This is a genomic window from Oceanobacillus sp. FSL K6-2867 (genome assembly GCF_037963145.1).
GTDB lineage: Bacteria > Bacillota > Bacilli > Bacillales > Amphibacillaceae > Oceanobacillus.
In genome coordinates, this window is the sequence record NZ_CP150144.1 from 1096771 (window position 1) to 1120760 (window position 23990).

The window sequence follows — 23990 nt, forward strand, 5'->3', positions numbered from 1 at the left end:
GATCAGTTTAAACGCCCCCTTCCCTCTTTTTCCTTGACTACAAATATATTATTTCCCGTATCATCTGCTCTCTCTTTCATTAGGACTTAATATGCTGCAGCCCGGTGCTCGGGTTTTGATATTGAAAAGATAAAAAAGATATTAAATCTCTCCGATTATGTTAAGGTTATAGCAATAGTGTCATTTTGTTATCCTTCTGCAGCATGTCACATATATCACTGTTTTGAATGAAAAAAGACTGCAACGTTTCATAAGCAAATCCCTCTCTAATATTAATTATTCATAAGATCAGGAAGGCGGACTATTACTATGACGGTAGATTCATTATTTCGTAAAAGAATGAGAATACCAGCAAATGAAGATATTACATTTGATAAGCTAGAATATCTACTTGAAAAAACAGCAAAAATTCTTCCATTTGAAAATTTATCAGTTATTGAAAATAGAAATTATGAGATTACGAAGGAAAGTCTTATAAACAAAATATTAGGTAATAATGAAGGTGGTCTATGCTATGAATTAAATCCAATACTTTATTATTTTTTAATAGAAAACGGATTTAATGCCGTATTGGTTAGAGGCAATGTATATAATAATGATAAGGAGACCTTTCAACAATTAGGAAGAACACACGTAACGATTCTTGTGTCCCACCAAGGCAGGATCTATTTAGTGGATACGGGATTTGGTAGTAATTTACCGTTGAAACCAGTTCCTTTGACCGGAAAATCTGTAATATCAAGGAATGGAGAATTTCGAATCAGAGAAATAAATAATGATCATGGAAACTATATGCTCCAGATTAAAATAAAACATAAACATACAGAGTGGAAGAATGGTTATGCCTTTCTTTCTAATAAACCTATCAAGAGTATATCAGAATTAAACGAGGTTCAAACTACCATCTTTAGACACCAAGAGTCACCGTTTAATAAAAGTCCACTATTTTCATTCTTTACAACCAATGGAAGGAAAGTCCTGACCAATACCCATATTACCCAATGGATGAATGGAGTTATGACAAAAGAGAAAACTGAAAACAAGAATTTTAAAGAAGTAGTTAAACAGCACTTTGGAAATTATCGTTAATTATTATTCTCCATTTTCTTTAAACTGTAACAATTACACAGTGGATTGCGACAATTAAAAAGCCCAATAAAAATATAATTTTTACTGAACTTAGCTTAATAACAGGAGCTTATGAAAGTTTAATGCCAATTATTGTTGCAGGGAATTAGTGAACGACTGGAAGACTTGAAACAGATTGCAGCAGCATGAGCGGAAAAACCAAAAGGAGGATTTTGGAGCAGAATGTTTAAGAAATAGCATAATTTCCAGCCACTATCAGAAAGACATTGCATCAGCGAAAGTAGGACTTTTTCAAGATTGTTATAATAAAAAATGCAAATTGTCTAGGATAAATTCCTATTGTAGCTTTTATATGAAATATATATAATGGATTGAACAAAACAATGGGGATGGATTGAGGTATGAGCAAAAGGAAATTAGGGATTACAGTATTAATCATTGTTTTAATAGTGGGTAGTGTCTTTGGATATATTCAATTTAGGAAAATGAGTGTTGAAAATAGTGTTATTGAATATTTGACAGTTGAGGAAAATATACCAGAAAGCGATATTGTTTCTAGTGAGCCTTTTATTGCAAACTTGGAAGGTAGTAAAAATTATATGGTTAGTATAAAATTAAAAGATGATGATAGATCATATTTTTATTACCGAAATGATGATGGCAAAGTAGTATTAGAATCATATGTTGAAGACGGAATGACATATTAGAACTAAGAGTAATTCACTCTTAGTTCTATTTTTATATTTTATTAAGGTCTGAAGATAATCATAAGGTTAGTTATACTTCTGAAAATTTAATCTTGACAACATGCGTTTACTAAGATAATATTGCTAATAATTAAATAATAACAAGCAAAGATTGGAAATAGTAGAAGGTTGATAATCTTTTCAGAGAGCCGATGGTTGGTGAGAATCGGCAGTTATTCCCTTCGAACTCATCCAGGAGCTGCTCCCTGAACTTATATCTGCTGAGTAAGGGAAGTCGGATTTCTTCCGTTATAAAGATAGGTGGTGATGGCCGCCGAAAATGAGTGGGTTATTATGTATGTAGTTAACCAATTAGAGTGGTACCGCGAGCAATGCCTCGTCTCTATATTTTTATATGGAGGCGAGGCTTTTTATATTTTATTTCAAAAGGAGTGGATCACATGTCAAGAAAGTTTTGGGTATTTGATACGACATTAAGAGATGGCGAACAAGTTCCAGGTGCTAAATTAAATCTATATGAAAAATTGGAAGTCGCTAAGCAATTAAAGAAACTACAGGTTGATATGATTGAAGCCGGGTTCCCATCTTCATCAACAGGTGATTTTAATGCTGTTAAAGAAATTGCCAGGAAAGTAGGAAATTCAGATGACTTAATTATTACGGCGTTAGCCAGAGCAGTAAAATCTGATATTGAGGCTGTATACAATAGTGTAAAATATGCAGAAAATCCACTCATCCATATTGTCTTAGGTGCTTCGGATATTCACGCAGAAAAGAAATTTGGAAAATCAAAAAGTCAACTATTGGATATTGGAGTGGATGCCGTGAAGTTTGCGAAAACACTCCTGCCTGAAGTGCAGTATTCGACAGAGGATGCATCACGAGCTGACTTTGAATATTTGTGGCAAACGATAGAGGCGGTTGTTAAAGCAGGAGCTACAATTATTAATGTACCTGATACAGTTGGATTTGCTGAACCAGAAGAGTTCGGCGGACTGATATATAAGATTAATGATCGCTTAAAGAATTTGAATGATAATGTACTTCTAAGTGTTCATTGCCATAATGATTTAGGTATGGCTACAGCTAATACCTTAGCAGCAATTAAAAATGGTGCAGACAAAGTAGAATGCACAATCAATGGAATTGGAGAACGTGCAGGAAATGCTTCATTAGAGGAAGTAGTGATGGCAGTCCATACACGTGCTGAAATATATCAAGCATATACGAATGTGAATACAATGGAAATCATGAATACATCGAGAATGGTAAGTGAATTTATGGGGCTTGATGTACAAGTAAATAAAGCAATTACAGGAGAAAATGCTTTTGCACATTCTTCAGGCATACATCAAGATGGATTAATCAAATCAAGAGATACTTATGAAATCATTAATCCAATCGATATTGGACTTGATGATATGGAACTTGTTTTAACAGCTCGTTCTGGACGTCACGCAGTAAAAACTGCATTTAAACAATTAGGCATGAATCAATTTACAAATACGGAATTTGAAGAAATCTTTACAGACTTCCTTGAATTAGCTGATGCGAAAAAAGAAGTATACAATCATGATTTATATGTGATTATAGAAAACTATTATAAGAAAAAGAATAAAGATAATGAAAATATGAATCATTTCAGCAGTAATTTTTATGAGCTGGTTGATTTACAGGTGATCAGCAATGCAAAATTCCCTTCCGCCAATGTGGAATTAAAGAAAGCTGGTCAAACCTTGACAGGAAGTGCTGTTGGGTCTGGCCCCATTGATGCTTTATATTCCGCAATAATGGATGGATGTGAATTAGATATAAAGTTGATTCAATACGATATAAGGAGTATTTCAAAAGGAAAAGAAGCATTAGGCAAAGTGAAAATACAAGTTGAATATAAAGGGGAAACATATATCGCCAAAGCATCAGATACCGATATCTTAAAGGCAAGTGCAGATGCGTATATTAATGCAATAAATAGCATTGTGATTGATCATTTACTTCCAGTTAGCTAATATATGTTTTAATTGGATGTGAAAAATGAGTAACTCTAAATAAACAATAACTCCTCTATTTAAAATTAAATAAATTAGTGATGTTGCCAGCATGTAACGATAGGAAACAGTGAGTGCAATAGGATGAATCATGAATTATACTTATTATTGCAATTTCAAAAAAGAATCCATTTTAAATTGGAATGAACAATTAAAATGGATTCTTTTTACTGACAATAACTATAAAAGTTGGTTATAAGGCTAATAGATTAAGGATAAAGATTCTTTATCAAACACCACGTTTGTTGCCCCATAAATAAGTGTGAAGCTGTGGCAATACCCGAACATCGTTCAATTCTGCACTATTCATTACAAGATCAACCAACCGTTCGTATTTTTCAAGCAAATATGGCAACAACTTGTCCTGTTCTACTGTTCCCAAATCATCATTACCCACCTGCAGAAACAATTCTACATCAGGATACCTTTTGTGTATGTTAATGGCATATTGCAAATCTTCTTTTCCAAAGATGACCACCTTTAAACTGAAATCCCCCTGTTGATTTTGCTTTAATGAATGGATGATAAAATCCAATGTTTCAAAATTTGTTGTCATCCCAGAGCTTGGTGGCTTTGGAGAAATTGTTAGATCATCTATCTTTGTAAACCATTGCTGCCATCTGCTGCCTTGCGTTTCTAATGCAACCTTCACTTGATTTTCATGAAGTAAATCTACCAATGTATTCAATTGTGCCAATAATCCTGGATTCCCACCAGAGATGGTAACATGCTGAAATCGTCCACCACCCTTTTCAAATAAGGCCTCCACTATTTTCTGCGGTTTCATCATTTGAATCGATTCTTTTTCTGAACCGTCCCAGGTGAATTTCGAGTCACACCAGGAGCAGGAATAATCACAGCCGGCCGTTCTGACAAACATCGTTTTTTGGCCAATGACCATTCCCTCACCTTGAATGGTTGGACCAAATATTTCAAGTACAGGTATTTTTCTCATAATGTTTTCTCCTTTGGTCGGTAAATACAATAGCTCGTGGGCGTTTCCCTTAAATACACCTGAACACATGTTGGCTTATTCGGCAAGGTGTTTAGGAATTCCTGAATGATTTCATATATAGTCCTGGCAACCACTTCTGTTGTCGGAAAATATTCAGCGTCTTGGTCAGAGAATCTATCGTCTTCATTCATCAAACGATGATCAAATCTCTTATGGATTAAATCCTTTATTTCTTTAAAATTAACCAAAAAACCTGTGTGATCAAGTTCGTCTCCTGCAATGGTAACATTTGTAAAATAGGTGTGCCCATGCATATTTTGACATTTCCCAGCATCCTCATGTGGTACATAATGAGCTGCGGCAAATTGAAAATCTTTATTTAGTTCATATGCATAGGGATGTTCTATAACTGGATAAATCTGTTGCATCATGAATCATCACTCCTTCTTTTATTTTGTATCTTTGGGAGCTTGTATCCATCCAATAAAGAAAAGCGTAAGCACCCGTTTAGCGACGTACGGACTGCGCCCCGAAATTTGGGGTGGTTCGACCTGTCGAACATTCCTACGTAGGAGATAAAGGAAACACGACAAACGGAGTGAGTCGATGTTGACTTTCACCACAAGGGTATAAGTGCGACTAGGCCTCTGGCACAGCCAGTCGGCAAGTCTTCTTTATCGTACGGAGGTGAGGGAAGTCTCGCTAGTCGCTGGGCGCTGGAGCTAGACAAAAAAAGACAACACTAAGTAGATGCTGTCCGGCTCCTTAGTTTTTTATAGAGGGATGGAATTTCGAACCTCTCCTGCCAATACGCAGATTCTATTATTCACTTACCATATTACTTTATCATATCTGTTATTTAAGATTAAGGAATATATGTCAATTTTAATTTTACTGTTATAATCTAGCTTTAATTGTATTAATTTATCCGAATAGCCAGCTCTAACTTTTCCTACTAAAAACAATTGGAAGAGAAATTGAGGAAACACTGAACTGCCAAGGATTTGGGCATAAAAAGGACCCAGAAATCGCAAAAGTACTATTTAACGAATCAGGGTCGGGATTAGCAAATGTTTATTTTTGATCTACAATCGTTGTACAACCAAAATAAACATCTCCGAAATCCCCCACCTCAAACCCGCATTCCACCGTTTTCGTTAAAATAAAGTTTACCTAAGAAACCTCCATTTTTAGACTTTTTCGGATCAAAAATGACCGTTTTTCGGGCCATTTTCGGCTGTTTTTTCATGGTTTTTTCGGAGTTGGAATAAAGTTCTCCTAGAATGTTGCATGGTGAAAAGAAGAGAAAACCGAGACAAGACAAGGGTTTAGCATGAAAAAGACCCGGAAATCGGAAATGTTTATTTTCACGAAATCGGGGTCTGAATCGGTAATGTTTATTATGTTTCGGGATTGTTTATTTTAGTTAGACAATCGTTTCTCCAACCAAGTAACTGCCTCCACATGATTCGTGCTAGGAAACATGTCTACTGGTTGTACTTCCTTTGTCACGTATCCGCCATCCTCTAAAATTCGAAGATCTCGTGCTAATGTAGAGGGATTGCAGGATACATATACAATTCGCTTTGGCTCCATATCAATCATTGCCTGTAAGAAATCTACTTCACAGCCTTTACGTGGCGGATCAACTACAATAACGTCTGGCGTAAGGCCTTGTGCTTTCCATTTGGGCATTACCTTTTCAGCCTGTCCTACTGTAAATTCGGCATTAGTAATACCATTTAGGGCTGCATTCTTTTTAGCATCCTCAATTGCATCCGGCACCACTTCAATTCCGTAAACCTTTTTAGCCTTTTGTGCTAAAAATAAAGAAATTGTACCAATGCCACAGTATGCATCAACCACAATATCATCGCTACTGATGTTTGCAAACTCTAACGCTTTATCATACAGCACCTTTGTTTGTATAGGGTTTACCTGATAAAAGGACTTAGCTGAAATCGCAAATGTAATATCGCCGATTTTATCGTAAATATACGTTTCACCCCAAAGCACCTTCGTTTTCTCACCAAGTATGACGTTTGTACGCTTCTCATTAATATTTTGAACAATCGATTTAATGTTCGGGAATTGTCTTGTTAATTCTTCAATCAAGACATCTTTATTCGGGAGCCTATTTGTCCGTGTTACGAGCACAATCATTACTTCATTTGTTGCGTGACCCGTCCGGATCATAATATGTCTGAGTTCACCGCGATGCTGTTCTTCCTGATATGGCTCAATTCCAAGCTGGTTAGCAAGCTGACGAACTACTGGTAAGATCTCATTGATTGCCTCATCTTGAATCCTGCATGTGTCCATGTTTTCCACGATTCGATGGCTTCGTTTTTGGTAATATCCAACAATGAGCTCACCATTTTTTTGTCCAACAGGGATTTGTACTTTATTACGATAATGGTATGGATGTTCCATTCCCATGATTGGATGAATTGGTACGTCTGGGAGGTGCGCAACCTTTTTCATTACGTTCCTCACTTGATTTTGTTTCATATCAAGCTGAAGCTTATAACTCATATGCTGCAGCTGACAACCACCACAATGTACATGACAGGCTGGCTCAACGCGTTCTGGGCTTGTTGTCTTAAGATTGATTAATTTTCCAAAGCCAAAATTTTTATTTGCTTTAACAACCTTTACAATCGCTTCTTCACCTGGCAGTGCATTTGGGACAAACAATGGATAACCATCAATTTTCCCGACCCCATTCCCTTCATGGGTCAAGTCTTCAAAGCGTAATGTGATTGTTTCATTCTTTTTTACTGGAGCGGTTTGTTTTGCCATTTATATCTTCCTTCAATTCCATTATTTATAATTATTTTGTCCTATTTCTTCTGCGGCAAGCAGTAAAATAAGTATCCACCGGCAAAGGACAGATACTTATTTTATTTTCATTTAGTATAGCATTCTTGCAGCATCAAGAAAAACAAAAAGGAAGACTCTAATCCAAGTCTTCCTGCATATCCATGAATTCTTCTGGAACAAAAAATTCAATATGTTCTCGTAGGTTTACAAATTCCCCTGGCAGTAACCCACCATATTCACCATCAATATTTAATTGCATCTTTTCATCGACAGATACTTTTACATGCTTCGCTTGTCTATAAATAATATTTTTACTATCCAAATGTGCTCCTCGTAAAGCAAGGGAGGCAATATGAATAAATTCGGCCAAATTGGTTTTGCGCAAAATCAGCAAATCAAAATATCCATCATTCATTTTCGCGCTTGGGGCCAGTTTTTCAAATCCCCCAACCGAATTGGTATTCGATACAAGAAAGAGCATAATATCATCTTCCAGCACTTCATCATCATATTCAATTTTAACTTTAATCGGTTTCAGCGATGGAAGCATCTCAATTCCCTTGATATAATATGCCAACTGTCCAAGCATTGTCTTCAACTTACTTGGCACATCATAGGTTAATTCAGTTAGCTTGCCACCACCGGCAATATTTATAAAGTAATGTTCATTGACTTTTCCAATATCCAGCAGCATCGATTTATTTGATAAAATAATATCCACTGCTTTATAGATATCTCGTGGGATTCGCAATGCTCGGGCAAAGTCATTCGTTGTACCAGCAGGGATAATTCCAAGCTTTGGCCGGTTATCGAACCCAGCTATTCCATTAATCACTTCATTAATGGTGCCGTCACCACCTGCAGCGACAATTAAATCATAGCCGCGTTCCACTGCTGATTTCGCTGCTGCAATCGCATCATTTTCACCTGTAGTAGCATGGGCGGATGTCTCGAAACCTGCAATCTCAAACTTTTCCAGTATCGTTGGCAATGCTCTTTTGATTGCTTCACGTCCCGAAGTCGGATTATATATAATTCGGGCCTTTTTCATTCTATTTCCTCCCCCAATATGTTCACTCTGAAGGCTTCTTTGTCATTATTACATCTAGAGGTTGTCTCAATCTAATAAATATCATAGCCTTTTTCACATCAATTGAAAAGGATTAAAACATATCGAGACTGCCACTTGCAAGCAAATGACAGTCTTCCATACATAATTATCGTTTACTTAACTCTTCAGAAAGAATCTTGTTAACAAGTGGCGGGTTTGCTTGTCCTTTTGTAGCTTTCATAATTTGACCAACAAGGTAACCATGCGCTTTGCCTTTTCCATTCTTAAAATCAATAATGGATTGTTCATTCTCATCCAACACCTTATTAACAATTTCTTTCAGCTGCTCTGGATCAGATATTTGAACAAGACCTTTATCTTTAACGATCTGCTCTGGATTTCCGCCATTCTCGACGAGCTCAGCAAATACTTTCTTCGCAATTTTGGAGGAAATCGTTCCATCTTCAATCAACTGAATCATTTTAGCCAATGCTTCAGGGGTAATCGCTAGTTCTTGGATTTCTTTATAATGTTTATTCATATATGCAGAAACTTCACCCATTAGCCAGTTCGATACTTGCTTGATATCACCGCCATGTGAGACAGCTTCTTCAAAGAAATCGGACATTTGCTTTGATGCTGTTAATACATTCGCATCGTATTCAGACAAGCCAAGCTCTAAAACATAACGTTTTCTGCGAGCATCTGGCAGCTCAGGTATTTCACTGCGAACGCGCTCTTTCCATGCATCGTCAATATAAAGTGGTACTAAATCCGGCTCAGGGAAGTAACGATAATCATCCGAACCTTCCTTCACACGCATAAGAATCGTTTCTTTTGTTTTTTCATCATAACGGCGTGTTTCCTGAAGAATTTCCCCACCTGACAGAAGAACCTTTTCTTGACGTTTCTCTTCAAATTCAAGACCTTTTTGAACATAAGAGAAGGAGTTCAAGTTCTTAAGCTCTGCTTTTGTACCGAATCTCTCTTGTCCGATTGGTCGTAATGAAATATTTGCATCACATCTTAGTGAACCTTCCTGCATCTTCACATCGGAAACGCCTGTATACTGGATAATATTTTTTAGTTTTTCCAAATATGCGTATGCCTCCTCTGGAGAGCGCATATCTGGTTCTGATACGATTTCAATCAGTGGTGTTCCTTGGCGGTTAAAGTCAATATACGAATAACCATCCTCACCATGTGTCAATTTACCTGCATCCTCTTCCATATGGACACGTGTAATCCCGATACGTTTCTTCTTCCCATTTACTTCAATTTCTATCCAGCCATTCTCACCAATCGGCTGATCAAACTGGGAAATCTGATAGGCTTTCGGGTTATCTGGGTAAAAGTAATTTTTACGGTCAAACTTTGTATGTGTTGCAATTTCACAATTCAGTGCCATTGCAGCTTTCATTGCAAAGTTAACTGCTTCTTCATTTAAAACCGGAAGCGTACCTGGATATCCCAGGTCAATTGGGTTTATATTTGTATTTGGATCAGATCCGAATGCATTAATACTCGGGCTGAATATTTTCGATTTTGTCTTTAATTCAACGTGTACCTCAAGTCCAATAATTGTTTCAAAATTCATTAGTTGGCACCTCCAAGCTGAGGTCGTTTTTTATGATGGTCTGTTGCCTGTTCAAATGCATGTGCTGCACGATATACCGTACTTTCATCAAAGTACTTGCCAATAATCTGCAAGCCGATTGGCATTCCATTTTCAGAGAATCCGCACGGAAGAGAGATTCCTGGCACACCAGCAAGGTTCACTGGAATCGTTAAAATATCATTCGCATACATCGTTAATGGATCATCTATCAATTCGCCTACTTTATAGGCTGTTGTAGGGGTAGTTGGTCCAATAATAACGTCATATTCTTCAAAGATTTTATCAAAATCTTGTTTAATCAATGTACGTACTTTTTGTGCCTTTTTATAATAGGCATCATAATATCCAGAACTTAATGCAAATGTTCCAAGCATAATCCGTTTTTTAACTTCCGGTCCAAAGCCTTCACTTCTGGATTTCTTAAACATATCAATCATATTATCTGCATTCTCACTCCGCACGCCATAACGTACACCATCAAAACGAGCTAAGTTAGCAGATGCTTCAGAGGATGATAGTAAGTAGTATGCTGCAACGGCATATTTAGAGTGTGGTAATGAAACCTCTTCCCATGTTGCACCAAGTGACTCATATACCTTCAATGCTTCAAGAATAGATTCTCTAACTTCTGGTGCTACACCTTCAGCTAAATATTCTTTTGGTACAGCAATCTTCAAACCGCTGATATCCTTTGTTAATGCTTCGGTATATTTCGGTACGTCAATATTCGCACTTGTTGTATCCATCTCGTCATGTCCAGCAATTACTTCCAATACACGCGCATTGTCCTCAACTGTTTTTGTGATTGGTCCAATTTGATCAAGAGAAGATGCAAATGCAACCAGTCCTGAACGAGACACTCGTCCGTACGTTGGTTTCATTCCTACAACACCACAAAACGCAGCTGGCTGACGAATCGAACCACCCGTATCGGAACCTAGTGAAAACAGTACTTCACCAGCTGCAACCGCTGCTGCGGAACCACCACTTGATCCACCTGGAACATAGTCCGTATTCCATGGATTTCTTGTTGGTGTATAGCTGGAATTTTCATTGGTTGATCCCATTGCAAATTCATCCATGTTTAGTTTCCCAACCGAAATAGCTTGTTCATTCTTCAATTTCTGTACAGCTGTAGCATCATACAATGGATCATTAAAGTTATCCAAAAATTGACTCGCACAAGTTGTACGTACGCCTTTTGTTACAATATTGTCTTTGATCCCGCTTGGAATTCCAAATAGACTTGCAGTATTGTCGGCTGCTTGATCAAGTTCTTTTGCTTTAGCCCTAGCGTTTTCTTCATCTAACGTTAAAAAAGCATGAACTTGTCCGTCTACTTCTTTGATTCTGCGATAAGATTCATCAACTAAATCCTGAACCGTAATCTCTTTATTATGTAGCTTCGCTTCTAATTCTTTAATTGTATGGTCAAATAATGACATCTAGGGTTTCCCTCCTTGTTTTAGAAAACTAAAGTATTTGCCTGTCCTCGTGCGGCAAATGCCTTCGTTTACAGATAGAAAAGTTCGATACTTAGCTATCTCCCAAAATCGATGGTACGCGGAAATGACCGTCTTGATGATCAGGAGCATTCTTGAATGCTTCCTCTTGAGTAATCCAGTCTTTTGGTTCATCTTTGCGCATTATATTTTTCAAATCAAGTACATGTGTTGTCGGCTCAATACCGTCTGTATCCAATTCATTCAATTGTTCAGCATAATCGATAATTGCACTCAGTTCATCTGCAAGCTGCTCTACTTCTTCGTCAGTTACAGCAAGTCTTGCTAAGTGTGCGACATGTTTCACTTCTTCTTTTGAAATATCTGCCATGTGATATACCTCCAAATCAATAATTTATATGGTAAAGCTTTATTTTTTTCTCATTGTACTATTATAACACTATTGATAATAGCAAAGATAGGGCTATATAGGCAAATTATGTTGTATAAAAATGTAATGTGACGTATGTTGTAGAAAATTGGAAACAAAAAAAGACCTGAAACAGGTTCCACTCCGTTTCAGGCAAATCCATCATATAGTAATAGGGTAAAAAATTGAAATACTTAAAGTTAAAACTTAGAAAGATATACTTGAACTACTGACGTTTAAAATGCTAGGCTCTTTTTCGCCAGTTGCAAAATCGTCTTGCTGTACACCCTGGGCAAAAAAGAATCCAGTAGCCAGTATTACACCTAATGCAATACCTGAAATCAGCTTTTTCATTTTCTCCCCTCCTTTACAGGCTAATTAAATTATCATAAGTTGAATTTGCAAGCTTATAATACTTTACAGCATCTTTATACTTATATTGCTCTTCAAAGTGTCTGGCCAACATAGTTGAGTAGTATACTAAGTTAGCATGATCACTATGTTTCTTTAAAAATGGTATAAACTTATCTTTAACTAATGATACAAATTGATTATTTTCTCCATTGGTAGCATATTCAAACGTATGAATGATATAGGAGTATATTTTAGAGTAACTATCATCCTTAGCAAGGCCAAGTATGTTCTGGGCTTCCACAATTGCATCTTTCGTTTCTTTTATTTTATCTATATTATAGAACTCTTTAATAATTGAAGTTATTGCAATTAACCGATCTTCTAAATGTACATTTTCATCATTTACAACTTCTTCTAAAAACTTAATCGCTTCCTGTGTCTCACCTAATGCAGAGTGCAAGTAACCTAAGTTTAAATTGGTTAGCTGAATAATTTGCTTATCTTTATTCAATTCTCCTAAGTGCTTAGCCAAATTATAGTTTTTTATTGCTCGTTCATGCATTTTAATCCGTCGATAAGAGATTCCTAAAATAATATGACATTGTGCACATCGCTGGAAATTATACTGTTTCATAAAAATTTCTAACGCTTGATTTGCATAGTCAATCGATTCTAATGTATTTCGCAGCTTACTATGGGTAACTGAAATTGTATATTGAAGATCAGCTACTTGATCTTCAGATAATTCAATTTTATTAATTTTCTCTTCTGCAGTTTTATACATACTTAATGCTTGATTATAGTCTGTATCTTTCAGCGAATAATAATTCCCTTTAAATTTAAACCAATAAAACTGTTGCAAACTATCGAATGTATTGGCAATCTCACTCAATTCATTAATCTTTTTCAACGCTTCATTAAAATTACCCAATATGAGACAGTACCTAACCTTATGAATCTCAAACATTAGCAAGCTATTCGAGAGGTTTTTGTCCAGCATTTCCTGAATTTCTTCGTATGTAGTTATAATTTCTTCTTTATTGTTAACCTCAAACAGCATGCTATACCACTTGTTGCACTTTTCTTTAATCAATTCTTCCTGACTGTTGTCAATCTCAATCCCAAGGCGATTGCATAATAATTGAATAATATCGGGACTTGCCTGGGTTTTCTGATTCTCGATTTTTGATAAATAGGAGACAGAAACGATTCCTTCTGAAAGCTCATTTAAGGTCATTTCCTGTTTCGTACGCTGTAATTTAATAAAGGATCCTATATCTATCAAAATACCCACCCTAACATATTCAGAAATATTTTTATTTACTAGTATTATACCATATTTAGCGAAGTTGCATATTGGGAAAATCGTAGGTAAAAAGGATGTGTAACAACACTTTTGTTTTCTTGATTTTCCTGACAGAGGAAAATTCCCGGGGTTTCTGGCTTTTTTCTAATATTATGACTGAATGTTGAGTATACTTAGTATATAGAGGGTTGAAAAGGAAAAATTAAAGTTATTGGGGAACAGAAATGACTCAATTGGTACCAATTTTCATTCGATTTTTTCTCACTCTAAAAAAAAATTATACCATTTTCAATTCGAATAACTATGAATAATTAGTCTTATTTTAAATCTTAAATTTTGAAAGACTAGGAAGACAGATATAAAAACAGCTCGCCTAAATACAATTTAGACGAGCTGTTTTTATCTTACTAAACCTATAAATGTTTATCTAATGAAAAATATGAACAGTTGGCGATTCATCACCAGCATTGCGATAAATTAAACTTTCATCTTGATTACTGGATGTAATGTTAATTTCCAGATCATAATAGTTTGAGAACATGTCTTGTACAAGACCATAGGCATATTGGGTGAAACCCATTACCTCTGCTTTTCCATAAAACTCAATTGGAACCTCAATGGTTAACTTTTGCAATTCACCATCGATATAAAAGCCTTCTCCAATTAAACCGACATAGTTAGGGAAAAACTCTGCGATTTCATTGCCAAAGCTAGTTACAATTTCATGATCATCGTAATATTTTTCTCTTCCTTCAGCTGAAGGGAATAGAATATTTTCCTCATCAACATCTTCCCAATCATTTATCGAACTGCTTCCACCTTTTACATTTGCTTTAGCAACAAAGTTTCCTGGTACAGGTGATGATTGTTCTGCTTCTTTATACAATGCAACCATGATTGGAATGTCCCCTAGTCCTTCCTCTTGGCGGATTTCCTCTACAACAGCTTCAGCGATCCGATCACCTTGCTCAAGCATATCTTCCTCTGAAATATTTTCATAATAATATGGTCCGCCAATTTCGGTTTGGAAGCGATAAACGGATTTCAAAGCAATTCCGATAGACATTCCTGCGATTTGTACGGTACCATCTTCATTATGTTTTAAATAATTTTGTTCAAGAATATGTGATAAATAACGCGGATTGTCCCGATACGTGTCCTCATCCGATCCAGTTTCCACTTTTGGGTTCAGTCCATCGATCCATTCATAAATTTTATCAGACGTTAAATATTGGCCTTCTTGAAAATAGAAATCATTTGGATCGTAGGCGTCCTTTGATAATCGTTGCAGACCTTGCTCCATTTCATCAATATCTACTCGGTTTGCCAATTGATTGACAATAGCACCTCTAGCCTGGCTCGTTTTGTATGGCAGTATCATTTTATAATTTTCATCCGATAATTGATAGCTTGGAACAATGGACGTTTCTTGTTCTGTATCGTCATTTTGCAGCACTTCTTCTTCCGCCGGTTTTTGTACACAGCCTGTTATAAAAAGGAGTGTACATAGTAAAACAGCACTTATTTTTTTCAAAGTCAAACACTCCTCTTAATCTTCTACAACTTCTTTCAGCTGTTGTTCATTCCATATTTCAATACCGAGCTCCACAGCTTTATCATATTTCGAGCCTGCATCCGCTCCAGCTACAAGAATATCTGTTTTCTTACTCACGCTTCCGGTAACTGTTCCCCCAAGCGATTCGATCAAAGCCTTTGCTTCATTGCGAGAAAATTCTTCCATTTTCCCTGTTAAAACAATTGTTTTTCCGGCGAAAACAGAATCATTCTCTTCCTCCTGTTCTGATTTTTTCGGTCCCTTGTATTCCATGTTAATCCCTAACGCGCGGAGTTCGTCCAGCAATTCAGCTACTTTTTCCTCGGTAAAATATTGCTCAATGGAATCAGCCATCTTATCGCCAATTTCATCAATTGCTACAAGATCCTCAAATGTGGCCTGTTGTAAACGATCCATCGTTTCAAATTCCATGGCAAGTGTTTTTGCTGCTTTTTCTCCAATAAAGCGGATACCCAGACCAAATAGGAGTCTCTCCAATGAATTTTCTTTCGACGCCTCGATTGCTTCCAGCAAATTAGATACGGATTTTTCTCCCATTCTCTCCAGCTTAAGCAATTCTTCTCGCTCCAGTCGATACAAATCTGCCATTGTATGAATGAGCTTGTTTTGGAAAAGCTGCATAATTACTTTTTCTCCAAGCCCATCAATATTCATTGCATTTCTGGATACAAAGTGAATCAGACCTTCCATGAGCTGTGCAGGGCAATTCGGATTAATACAGCGCAGTGCTACTTCTTCTTCCAATCGGACAACTTCACTGCCACATGCAGGACACTCTGATGGCATATGAAATTCCTGCTCTTCTCCAGTCCGCTTTTCTTCTACGACACGCACGACTTTTGGAATGATATCTCCCGCTTTTTTAATTACAACTGTATCGCCAATTCGGATATCTTGTTCACGAATTAAATCTTCATTATGCAATGAAGCACGTTGTACGGTCGAGCCCGCAACCTTTACAGGATCAAGAATTGCAGTTGGGGTAATCACACCGGTTCTGCCAATGCTTAGCTCGATATCTCGAAGCTTAGTGATAGCTTCCTCTGCGGGAAACTTATAAGCGATTGCCCAACGAGGGCTTTTTGCAGTATAGCCGAGGTCCTCTTGCTGATTTAAATCATCGACTTTTATCACAATCCCGTCAATCTCATAAGATAAATTCGGGCGTTCCTTTGTCCAGTAGTTAACAAATTCGATGACCTCATCAATTGTTTCACATTTTCTCCATTCTGGATTTGTCTTAAATCCAAGCTCTTTTAATTTTCCTAGTCGTTCACTATGTGATGTAATAGAGCTGTCATTCCACTCACCAACACCATATAAAAAGATATCCAGATTACGCTGGGCAGCTATTTTAGGGTCAAGCTGTCTTAAAGACCCTGCTGCTGCGTTTCGGGGATTGGCAAATGGCTCTTCCTCATTTTGCTCTCTCGCTTCATTTAATGCAAGGAAAGATTTATGCGGCATAAAAGCCTCACCGCGTACTTCTAATGTTGCTCCTTCTTTAATGGAAAGCGGTATGCTGCGAATCGTTCTTAAGTTTGCAGTAATGTCCTCACCTGTCGTTCCATCACCACGAGTTGCTCCGCGCACAAACTTACCATTTTCATAGGTTAGAGAAATAGCGAGTCCATCAATTTTGAGCTCGCATACAAACGTGATTGGCTCATCCGTTCCATTACTTGCTCGCCTTGCAAAATCTCTAAGATCCTGTTCATTGAATGCATTACCAAGGCTGAGCATCGGCACATTGTGCTGGACTTTTTTAAAAGCGTCCAATGGTTCGCCGCCAACACGCTGTGTCGGGGAATTCTCAGAAATAAGCTCTGGAAATTGCTGTTCAAGCTCTTGCAATTCTCTAAGCTTTTCATCATATTCAGCATCCGGTACACTTGGCTTATCGAGCACATAATATTCGTAGCCGTATTGATTCAGTAATTCGACCAATGCTAGTATTTGGTCCTGTACTTTTTGTTTATCCATTAGCTGACTCCTATTCTTTCGTGATTGGTGCAAATTTGGCAAGCAATCGTTTAATACCTACAGGTGCTGGGAAAGCAACATCCAACTCCATTTTATCTCCATCTCCCTGTACCTTTACAACTGTACCAACGCCCCATTTTTTATGATTCGCTTTATCTCCAGGGAACCAATCCTTATCCTCTGCCCCAGTTGTCGTTTGCATTCGCTCTGCTTTTCGTTTCACAGGAGCTGGGCTTTGTTTATCCTTAGGTTTACTGAATATGCTGCCAAACATCGTATTTCTTGCTTCTTCCATTCCTTCAATCAATTCTCTCGGGATTTCATTGATAAATCGACTGATCGGGTTCATATTCGTTCTACCATATAGGGTGCGCATTTTTGCATGTGTTAAATACAGCTCTTTTTCTGCGCGAGTTATTCCAACATACGCGAGGCGCCGTTCCTCTTGCATTTCCTCTTCATCCATGATCGAACGACTATGTGGAAAAACATTTTCCTCCATACCAATTAGAAAGACGACCGGGAATTCCAATCCTTTTGCAGCATGAAGCGTCATTAACGTAATTTTTTCTTCATTGTCGGGATCTTCTTCATCCACACGATCTATATCTGCAATTAAGGCAAGATCTGTTAAAAATGAAATTAATGTTTTGTCCTCACTTGTTTCTTCAAAATCCTTTGTCACCGTCATAAACTCTTCTAAGTTTTCCAGACGGCTTTGTGCTTCTATTGATTTTTCATTTAAAAGCATTTCTTCATAGCCTGTTCGTTCTAAAACTGCTTGTACCATATCTGTTGCGGTTAAGAAGTCCTGCTGCTGGTTTAGCGTTTTGATTAAATTCCCAAAATCTGCGAGTGCATTTGCTGCTTTACCGGAAACACCAGTAAAATCAACTTCCTTCACTGCTTCATAGAAGGAAATGCCGTGTTCTGCTGCATATGCACGGAGCCTTTCTACAGAGGTTTTTCCAATGCCTCTTTTTGGCTCATTCACAACACGTTCAAAGCTTAGATCATCATCTGGGTTGGTGATTAATCGTAAATAGGCGACCATATCTTTAATTTCCTTCCGATCGTAGAACTTCATGCCCCCAACCATTTGATAGGAAATACCAGATTTTAATAATGTGTCCTCAATTGCACGGGATTGTGCATTAGTACGGTATAAAACAGCCATATCGCTTGGTGAATAGCCTTTATTTCGAGTCAGCTCTTGGATCTTCTCCGTTACAAAAAGGGCTTCTTCCTGTTCTGTTGCCCCTTGGAAATAATTAATTTTTTGTCCTTCCGGGTTTTCTGTCCAAAGGTTTTTTGGTTTACGTCCCGCATTATTTCCAATGACTTTGTTTGCAGCTGCAAGAATTGATTTTGTCGAACGATAATTCTGTTCTAAGAATACCGTTTTCGCACTCGGGTAATCTTTTTCAAATGAAAGGATATTCTTAATATCCGCTCCTCGCCAGCGATAAATCGACTGGTCTGAATCTCCAACCACACAAAGATTTTGATAGCGGCTTGCCAGTTGTTTTACTAAATAGTATTGTGCATGGTTTGTATCCTGATACTCATCAACATGAATATATTGAAAACGTCGTTGATAGTATTCCAATACTTCAGGTACACGTTTAAACAGATGAATTGTTTGCATTATCAAGTCATCAAAATCCAGAGACTGGTTTTTTCGCAGCATTTTTTGATAGCCTTCATAGATTTGTGCTACTTGTCTATCGAAAAAATTACCAGCATGTTTACTGAATTCTTCATCGGTAATTAATTCGTTTTTTGCTGCACTTATTTGACCGAGCATGGCTCGAGGATCAAATTTTTTCGGATCGATATTTAAATTTTTTAACACTTGTTTAATAACCGATATTTGGTCACTGCTATCCAATATGGTAAAGCTGCTGCTATATCCAATCCGATCAATATCACGTCGTAAAATACGTACGCACATTGAGTGGAAAGTAGAGACCCACATTTGCTCACCTTGAGCACCAACAAGCCTGCGTACACGTTCCTTCATTTCTCGTGCAGCCTTATTCGTAAACGTAATCGCCAAAATATTTCTTGGTGAAACTTCTTTCTCATCCATTAAATAGGCAATCCGGTGTGTCAAAACTCTTGTTTTTCCACTTCCCGCTCCCGCCATAATTAATAAGGCCCCTTCTGTATGTCTAACAGCTTCTTGTTGCTCTTTATTTAATCTATTTATCATTTCGTCAAAAGTCTGACTCATGATTTGATCACTCCTTACCCTTTTACCGCTGCTACTGTTTTAAGTGCATTTTTGATATCGGTATAGATACTATTTCCAACTATTATTACATCTGCATGTTCTTTCATTTCCTTTGCCTGCTCAGTATTCTCGATTCCACCACCATAAAAAAGGAGTGTGTTATCAAGCTCTTGCTTCACTTCTTTCACAAGCTCAGGATCTCCATATGTACCACTATACTCTGCATAAAAAATAGGCAAGTGGAAAACATGCTCTGCCATATACGCATAAGCCTTCACATCATCTTTATCCGGTAAATAGCTATTCGTATACGTAAATGCCTTCGCATCTTCATTCAATATACAGTATCCTTCGAAAAATATCTCGCTGTACTCCATCATATCGATATACTCTTTAATCGCTTTATGCTGGATATCCATCATAAACTTTTTCTCCTTGGAATTGAGCACCATTGGGATAAAGTAGTAATCAAATCCAGGAGTGAGTGCTTCTTCATTGGATATCTCCAAAATACATGGAACCGTATGGCTGCGGCGAATCCGTGATAATAAATCAAGAACACCATCCAAAGTTACATCATCCGTTCCGCCAACGATTATTGCATCCGTACCTGATTCGCAAATTAAATCTAAATCTTCGTCCGAAATTTCTTTTGCTGGATCAAGCTTAAATATATGTTTCCATTCATTTATTGTATTCAAAAGTTGATTCCTCCATCATCATTTTCCATTAGTCTATTATACCAAAAATCAAGGTAGGAATTTAGCAATTTGAGGAATGTTTATAAAATCGAAATATAAGAAGAAATACAGTAATAGGATAGATAACTTTGAATAAAATCGCAAGCGTCCGGTTAACGAGGTACGAACTGCGCCCCGAACTTCGCAGTTGTTCGACGGGTCGAACATTCCTACGGAGGGCATAAAGGAAACATGCTCTTTTAAGGGTATGCCGATGTTCGGTGCAGTCTGATTTTAATCGGCCATCATTTTACCTGAAGTCGATGCCCAATTTCACTACAAAGGTATAAGTGCAACTAAGCCTCATGTCTTGCCAGTCGACAAGCCTGTTTTAGATTGTGATGAGGTGAGGGAAGTCTCGCTAGCCGTTGAGCGCTTCGTGGTCATCGCATGAACAAAAGAATAGAAACCGTAGCCCTAGCTGGGACACGGTTTCTATTCTTTTTCCTTGATTCTATCTAAAACCATCATATAACCATCACTGCCATAATTAAGACATCTTCGAACACGGGATATTGTTGCTGTCGATGCTTTTGTTTCATTTTCAATTGCACTGTATGTCTTGCCTTCTGTCAGCATCTTAGCAACTTGCAAGCGCTGGGAAATAGACTGAATCTCTGACATTGTTGCAATATCATCAAAAAAGCGATAGCACTCTTCTATATTTTCCAGTGATAGGATAGCTTCGAATAATTGATTTAACTGTTTTCCACGTAGTTTATCGATTTGCAAGACAAAACCCTCCTGATTATTCTACTCGTTTGATATTGTGACAGACTGCTTGATTCCTGGATCTGTTGGTACAACATTGATCCATGTCTTTCCAGGAACAAGACCAATCGGTTCGCCATCTTTCACAGGGAGGATGCGTCCATCCTTGTTCTCCCATTGAACCTCTTGCACGTGGCCTTTTTGAATCAGGTAACCATCTCCGCCTGATTTCAAGTCAATCGCCCTGCGCCCTGCATCATCAATTACTTCATGGAAGGCTTCTACTATAAAAACATTATCCAATTGGATTGCAGCATCCGTATTTAAATCAACGGACGGCTCCCCATTACTGGAGCGTGCATACTTGCCGCTAGCTTCATCATATGTGTATTCAACACTTTCTGATGTGTTATCACCATACTCAATCTTAACTTGAGCAGCATTGCCGCCACTAAGAGTCTCTGTTTCCTCTGCCGTTAGAAAGTTCAGCGGCTCCTGTGCAGTAGTCGTTTCATATCCTTTCGTTGATGCTGCATCATAAACAGCACCAAGCTGCAGATAAGAATTATGCGGTGCTTCGCGGAAGGACTCTCTCTTAAATAAAACTCCATCATTATCATAGGTAGAACCATTCAAGAAATTAATGCCACGATTTGCGATCATATCATTTACAAATCCAGCAGCGCCGTGGTACACATAAATTGCGCCATAACCAGCTGCAAGCTCAAAATAGTACTCTCTTGCACTCCTCACCGGTCCAACAACCTCTGGAAGTTCACTTTGATATAATGCAAGAAAGCGAGTAATCGTACCTTCTGCTAAAATTTCAAAAACGATATCTGCTTCTGATAACCCAGATTGCGGCCTGGCAGCAGCGTGATTATTTACCATAACAGCGATTGTTCGATTATCCACTGACTCTTCCGTTCCGATACCCGTTAGTGGGAATGCAGCGGCATAACGATTATTATCCTCTGGTTGCTTTTCAGGGGCATTGTCCTTCTCTCTATTATCATCTGCTGCTTGATTATCCGACGAACAAGCAGCAAGTGCCAGAACAAAGACCATTAGTGCTAACAAAAGCATTTTCTTCATTTATGTCCACACTCTCTGTTTTAGTCTATGTTCTATTATATGCTATCGCATCGTTGCTGGGAAGAGAATTGTCCGATTCTTTATGTCCACTAGCCCCTGTTGTGTTATACGTAAGAACGGCAAATGTGTTGCTGATAGAAATAAAAGGCTATAAAATGGATCGCTAAAATTATAGCCAGCTTCTTTTAAGCAATCTTTTAATTTTTCCTCTTGTTTGATTAAATTTCCGATTGACTCCTTCGATATAAATCCATTAAGTACAAGAGGGATTTCGGCTAAAACTTCTCCATCATGAACAATGACAATACCACCGCCTATTTCTTTCAATCGTTGCCAGGAAAGCAAAATATCCTTTTTGTTTTTCCCAATAAACACAATATCACCTGAAGCAGAAAAACTGCTCGCTATTCCCCCTATGTCTGGTGCGAAACCGCGAATCGTCGTATTGACTCGCCATGTACCTTTTCGATCCATTAACAGCAGAAATTGATCGCCACTTGCTCCTAAATCATCTACGTTAATATCCATCTCAATACTGTACGGCTTGACGATTACATTGTTCACCATTTCTAATCCAATCGGAACGGAGAATTGCAGATCCCCTTTATCTAAATCCCAGTCAAAGGTTGCTGGACCTATTCCATACTCATCCCAGTTAATTATTGGCTCTGCTTCTTGCACTTGCTGTTCTCGCAGAATCCATTTCCCTTTTGCCAGAACACTATCAGGGTGTGGATTTGTTTTATCCGTTAATATATTAATGTGAGCGACACGCCCAGGTGCTATACTGCCAATATGCTCATCCAGATGGAAGTGTTTTGCTGCATTATAGCTTGCCATGCGGTATGCTTCCTCCAGCGGAATTCCTTTTTCTATCGCAATTTCAAGACATACATTAATGATGCCTTTTTGCATGAAAGCCGGTGTCGGTCCATCCATCGTTAACATCATATTATCAAAGTTTTTGAGACCTGAATCAAGAATTTCTTCTATAAGGATTGGTAAATCTGGTCTAATGACAGAGTAGCGCAATGCAGCACTATAGCCAAGTCGCAAGCGGCGAATAACTTCCTCACCTGTCATCGCTTCATGATCTGCACTTACACCAAGCAGCTTCATTTTGGTTAAGGTTTTCTCCGAAGCTCCTGGCAAATGCCCTTCCACAGGCTTCCCTAGACGTTTTGCCTCCTGAATCCAATAAAGCAGCCGGTCATTTCCAGCAAGCAAACTTGGCCATGCTGTTAATTCACCACCCTGCACTACATTGGGATGTGATAGCCATGATAGAACATCTGGAGTGTTATAAAATTCATCTTCATCATGTAGAGCTGTCTGCGAATCAAAGCGTGCCCACCAATACATAGAAATCGGTAATTTATTGAATTCCTCTATTATAGAAAACGCTTTCTTTTTGTCTAATGTCAAATTCCACGTCAAGCTGTCATTAACCAATGTTGTTGTGCCAAATCTTGCAGCATGAAAAGCTAATGCTTCCGGATTTGCTAACTGAAATGGATGTGCATGGGGTTCAATATATCCTGGAACCAAGTATTTTCCAGCACAGTCAATCACTTCTGCATCATCGAGCCGCTTTGGTAATTGTTCACCTACATAAATAATACGGTCATTAAAAATCCATATATTTGCTTCCAGCCATTGTTTTGTATATACATTTAAATATGTGGTGTTTTTCAGTACAAGTGTCGGTGCTGCTAAGCCATCAATTACTTTTACATGCTGTCTTAATTCACGGTTACGCCAATTTAGCCCATTGATCATTTCATATCCCAACTCTCTACTCAACCTTTTGCTTTATTTTACCATAT

Annotated in this window: 19 protein-coding genes, 1 riboswitch and 1 other annotated feature; of the genes, 3 read left to right on the forward strand and 16 right to left on the reverse strand. The window is 37.8% G+C overall.

Going from position 1 to position 23990, the window contains the following annotated elements:
* Window positions 1–309 precede the first annotated feature (309 nt).
* The 3 genes from NSQ77_RS05340 to NSQ77_RS05350 all read left to right on the forward strand — a co-directional run bounded on the left by NSQ77_RS05340 (window position 310) and on the right by NSQ77_RS05350 (window position 3805).
* Window positions 310–1089, forward strand: coding sequence for an arylamine N-acetyltransferase (locus NSQ77_RS05340; RefSeq protein ID WP_339229349.1), 780 nt, complete (start codon window positions 310–312; stop codon window positions 1087–1089).
* Between the two features lie 401 nt (window positions 1090–1490).
* Window positions 1491–1796, forward strand: coding sequence for a hypothetical protein (locus NSQ77_RS05345; RefSeq protein ID WP_339229351.1), 306 nt, complete (start codon window positions 1491–1493; stop codon window positions 1794–1796).
* A 138-nt stretch (window positions 1797–1934) separates the two neighbouring features.
* Window positions 1935–2183 (forward strand) — a binding site (T-box leader).
* 53 nt (window positions 2184–2236) lie between these two features.
* Complete coding sequence (locus tag NSQ77_RS05350; RefSeq protein WP_339229353.1) at window positions 2237–3805, forward strand: 2-isopropylmalate synthase; 1569 nt, start codon at window positions 2237–2239, stop codon at window positions 3803–3805.
* 268 nt (window positions 3806–4073) lie between these two features.
* Here NSQ77_RS05350 and queE read toward each other — a convergent pair whose 3' ends face one another.
* From queE to NSQ77_RS05430, 16 genes are all read right to left on the reverse strand, one after another.
* Window positions 4074–4802, reverse strand: a complete 729-nt coding sequence (gene queE / locus NSQ77_RS05355) for a 7-carboxy-7-deazaguanine synthase QueE (protein ID WP_339230940.1) — start codon at window positions 4800–4802, stop codon at window positions 4074–4076.
* Window positions 4796–5230 carry a 6-carboxytetrahydropterin synthase QueD gene (queD, locus tag NSQ77_RS05360; protein ID WP_339229355.1) on the reverse strand — a complete coding sequence of 145 codons (435 nt, stop codon included), beginning with the start codon at window positions 5228–5230 and terminating at the stop codon, window positions 4796–4798. Before queD ends, queE begins: the two co-directional genes overlap by 7 nt.
* A gap of 328 nt (window positions 5231–5558) precedes the next feature.
* Window positions 5559–5605, reverse strand: a riboswitch (PreQ1 riboswitch).
* Window positions 5606–6221: 616 nt separating this feature from the next.
* Window positions 6222–7601, reverse strand: a complete 1380-nt coding sequence (gene rlmD / locus NSQ77_RS05365) for a 23S rRNA (uracil(1939)-C(5))-methyltransferase RlmD (RefSeq protein ID WP_339229357.1) — start codon at window positions 7599–7601, stop codon at window positions 6222–6224.
* Window positions 7602–7758: 157 nt separating this feature from the next.
* Window positions 7759–8673: a diacylglycerol kinase gene (locus tag NSQ77_RS05370; RefSeq protein ID WP_339229359.1), complete on the reverse strand. Its 915-nt coding sequence runs from the start codon at window positions 8671–8673 to the stop codon at window positions 7759–7761.
* 166 nt (window positions 8674–8839) lie between these two features.
* Window positions 8840–10270 (reverse strand): Asp-tRNA(Asn)/Glu-tRNA(Gln) amidotransferase subunit GatB, encoded by a 1431-nt coding sequence (gatB, locus tag NSQ77_RS05375; protein ID WP_339229360.1) that lies wholly within the window; start codon window positions 10268–10270, stop codon window positions 8840–8842.
* Window positions 10270–11736, reverse strand: a complete 1467-nt coding sequence (gene gatA, locus NSQ77_RS05380) for an Asp-tRNA(Asn)/Glu-tRNA(Gln) amidotransferase subunit GatA (protein ID WP_339229362.1) — start codon at window positions 11734–11736, stop codon at window positions 10270–10272. Before gatA ends, gatB begins: the two co-directional genes overlap by 1 nt.
* A 91-nt stretch (window positions 11737–11827) precedes the next feature.
* A complete protein-coding gene (gatC, locus tag NSQ77_RS05385; protein WP_339229364.1) occupies window positions 11828–12124 on the reverse strand; it encodes an Asp-tRNA(Asn)/Glu-tRNA(Gln) amidotransferase subunit GatC in 297 nt (98 codons plus the stop codon).
* A gap of 246 nt (window positions 12125–12370) precedes the next feature.
* The gene (locus NSQ77_RS05390; protein WP_339229366.1) at window positions 12371–12517 is read right to left on the reverse strand and encodes a hypothetical protein; all 147 of its coding nucleotides are present in this window, start codon (window positions 12515–12517) and stop codon (window positions 12371–12373) included.
* A 13-nt stretch (window positions 12518–12530) separates the two neighbouring features.
* On the reverse strand, window positions 12531–13802 hold the full coding sequence (locus NSQ77_RS05395) for a helix-turn-helix domain-containing protein (protein ID WP_339229368.1): 1272 nt from the start codon (window positions 13800–13802) through the stop codon (window positions 12531–12533).
* Between the two features lie 448 nt (window positions 13803–14250).
* The gene (locus NSQ77_RS05400) at window positions 14251–15357 is read right to left on the reverse strand and encodes a CamS family sex pheromone protein (RefSeq protein WP_339229370.1); all 1107 of its coding nucleotides are present in this window, start codon (window positions 15355–15357) and stop codon (window positions 14251–14253) included.
* Between the two features lie 15 nt (window positions 15358–15372).
* Window positions 15373–17382 (reverse strand): NAD-dependent DNA ligase LigA, encoded by a 2010-nt coding sequence (ligA, locus tag NSQ77_RS05405; protein WP_339229372.1) that lies wholly within the window; start codon window positions 17380–17382, stop codon window positions 15373–15375.
* A gap of 10 nt (window positions 17383–17392) precedes the next feature.
* Window positions 17393–19618 (reverse strand): DNA helicase PcrA, encoded by a 2226-nt coding sequence (gene pcrA, locus NSQ77_RS05410; protein WP_339229374.1) that lies wholly within the window; start codon window positions 19616–19618, stop codon window positions 17393–17395.
* A 14-nt stretch (window positions 19619–19632) separates the two neighbouring features.
* The gene (locus NSQ77_RS05415; protein ID WP_339229377.1) at window positions 19633–20319 is read right to left on the reverse strand and encodes a heptaprenylglyceryl phosphate synthase; all 687 of its coding nucleotides are present in this window, start codon (window positions 20317–20319) and stop codon (window positions 19633–19635) included.
* 474 nt (window positions 20320–20793) lie between these two features.
* The gene (locus tag NSQ77_RS05420) at window positions 20794–21090 is read right to left on the reverse strand and encodes a YerC/YecD family TrpR-related protein (RefSeq protein ID WP_339229380.1); all 297 of its coding nucleotides are present in this window, start codon (window positions 21088–21090) and stop codon (window positions 20794–20796) included.
* A gap of 21 nt (window positions 21091–21111) precedes the next feature.
* Window positions 21112–22164 (reverse strand): DUF3048 domain-containing protein, encoded by a 1053-nt coding sequence (locus tag NSQ77_RS05425; RefSeq protein WP_339229382.1) that lies wholly within the window; start codon window positions 22162–22164, stop codon window positions 21112–21114.
* Window positions 22165–22206: 42 nt separating this feature from the next.
* On the reverse strand, window positions 22207–23943 hold the full coding sequence (locus NSQ77_RS05430; protein ID WP_339230941.1) for an adenine deaminase C-terminal domain-containing protein: 1737 nt from the start codon (window positions 23941–23943) through the stop codon (window positions 22207–22209).
* Window positions 23944–23990 lie beyond the last annotated feature (47 nt).

Coding starts and splice junctions, on each gene's coding strand:
- NSQ77_RS05340 (WP_339229349.1), top strand. CDS start 310: ATGACGGTAGATTCATTATTTCGTAAAAGAATGAGAATACCAGCAAAT.
- NSQ77_RS05345 (WP_339229351.1), top strand. CDS start 1,491: ATGAGCAAAAGGAAATTAGGGATTACAGTATTAATCATTGTTTTAATA.
- NSQ77_RS05350 (WP_339229353.1), top strand. CDS start 2,237: ATGTCAAGAAAGTTTTGGGTATTTGATACGACATTAAGAGATGGCGAA.
- queD (WP_339229355.1), bottom strand. CDS start 5,230: ATGATGCAACAGATTTATCCAGTTATAGAACATCCCTATGCATATGAA.
- rlmD (WP_339229357.1), bottom strand. CDS start 7,601: ATGGCAAAACAAACCGCTCCAGTAAAAAAGAATGAAACAATCACATTA.
- NSQ77_RS05370 (WP_339229359.1), bottom strand. CDS start 8,673: ATGAAAAAGGCCCGAATTATATATAATCCGACTTCGGGACGTGAAGCA.
- gatB (WP_339229360.1), bottom strand. CDS start 10,270: ATGAATTTTGAAACAATTATTGGACTTGAGGTACACGTTGAATTAAAG.
- gatA (WP_339229362.1), bottom strand. CDS start 11,736: ATGTCATTATTTGACCATACAATTAAAGAATTAGAAGCGAAGCTACAT.
- gatC (WP_339229364.1), bottom strand. CDS start 12,124: ATGGCAGATATTTCAAAAGAAGAAGTGAAACATGTCGCACACTTAGCA.
- NSQ77_RS05390 (WP_339229366.1), bottom strand. CDS start 12,517: ATGAAAAAGCTGATTTCAGGTATTGCATTAGGTGTAATACTGGCTACT.
- ligA (WP_339229372.1), bottom strand. CDS start 17,382: ATGGATAAACAAAAAGTACAGGACCAAATACTAGCATTGGTCGAATTA.
- pcrA (WP_339229374.1), bottom strand. CDS start 19,618: ATGAGTCAGACTTTTGACGAAATGATAAATAGATTAAATAAAGAGCAA.
- NSQ77_RS05425 (WP_339229382.1), bottom strand. CDS start 22,164: ATGAAGAAAATGCTTTTGTTAGCACTAATGGTCTTTGTTCTGGCACTT.
- NSQ77_RS05430 (WP_339230941.1), bottom strand. CDS start 23,943: ATGATCAATGGGCTAAATTGGCGTAACCGTGAATTAAGACAGCATGTA.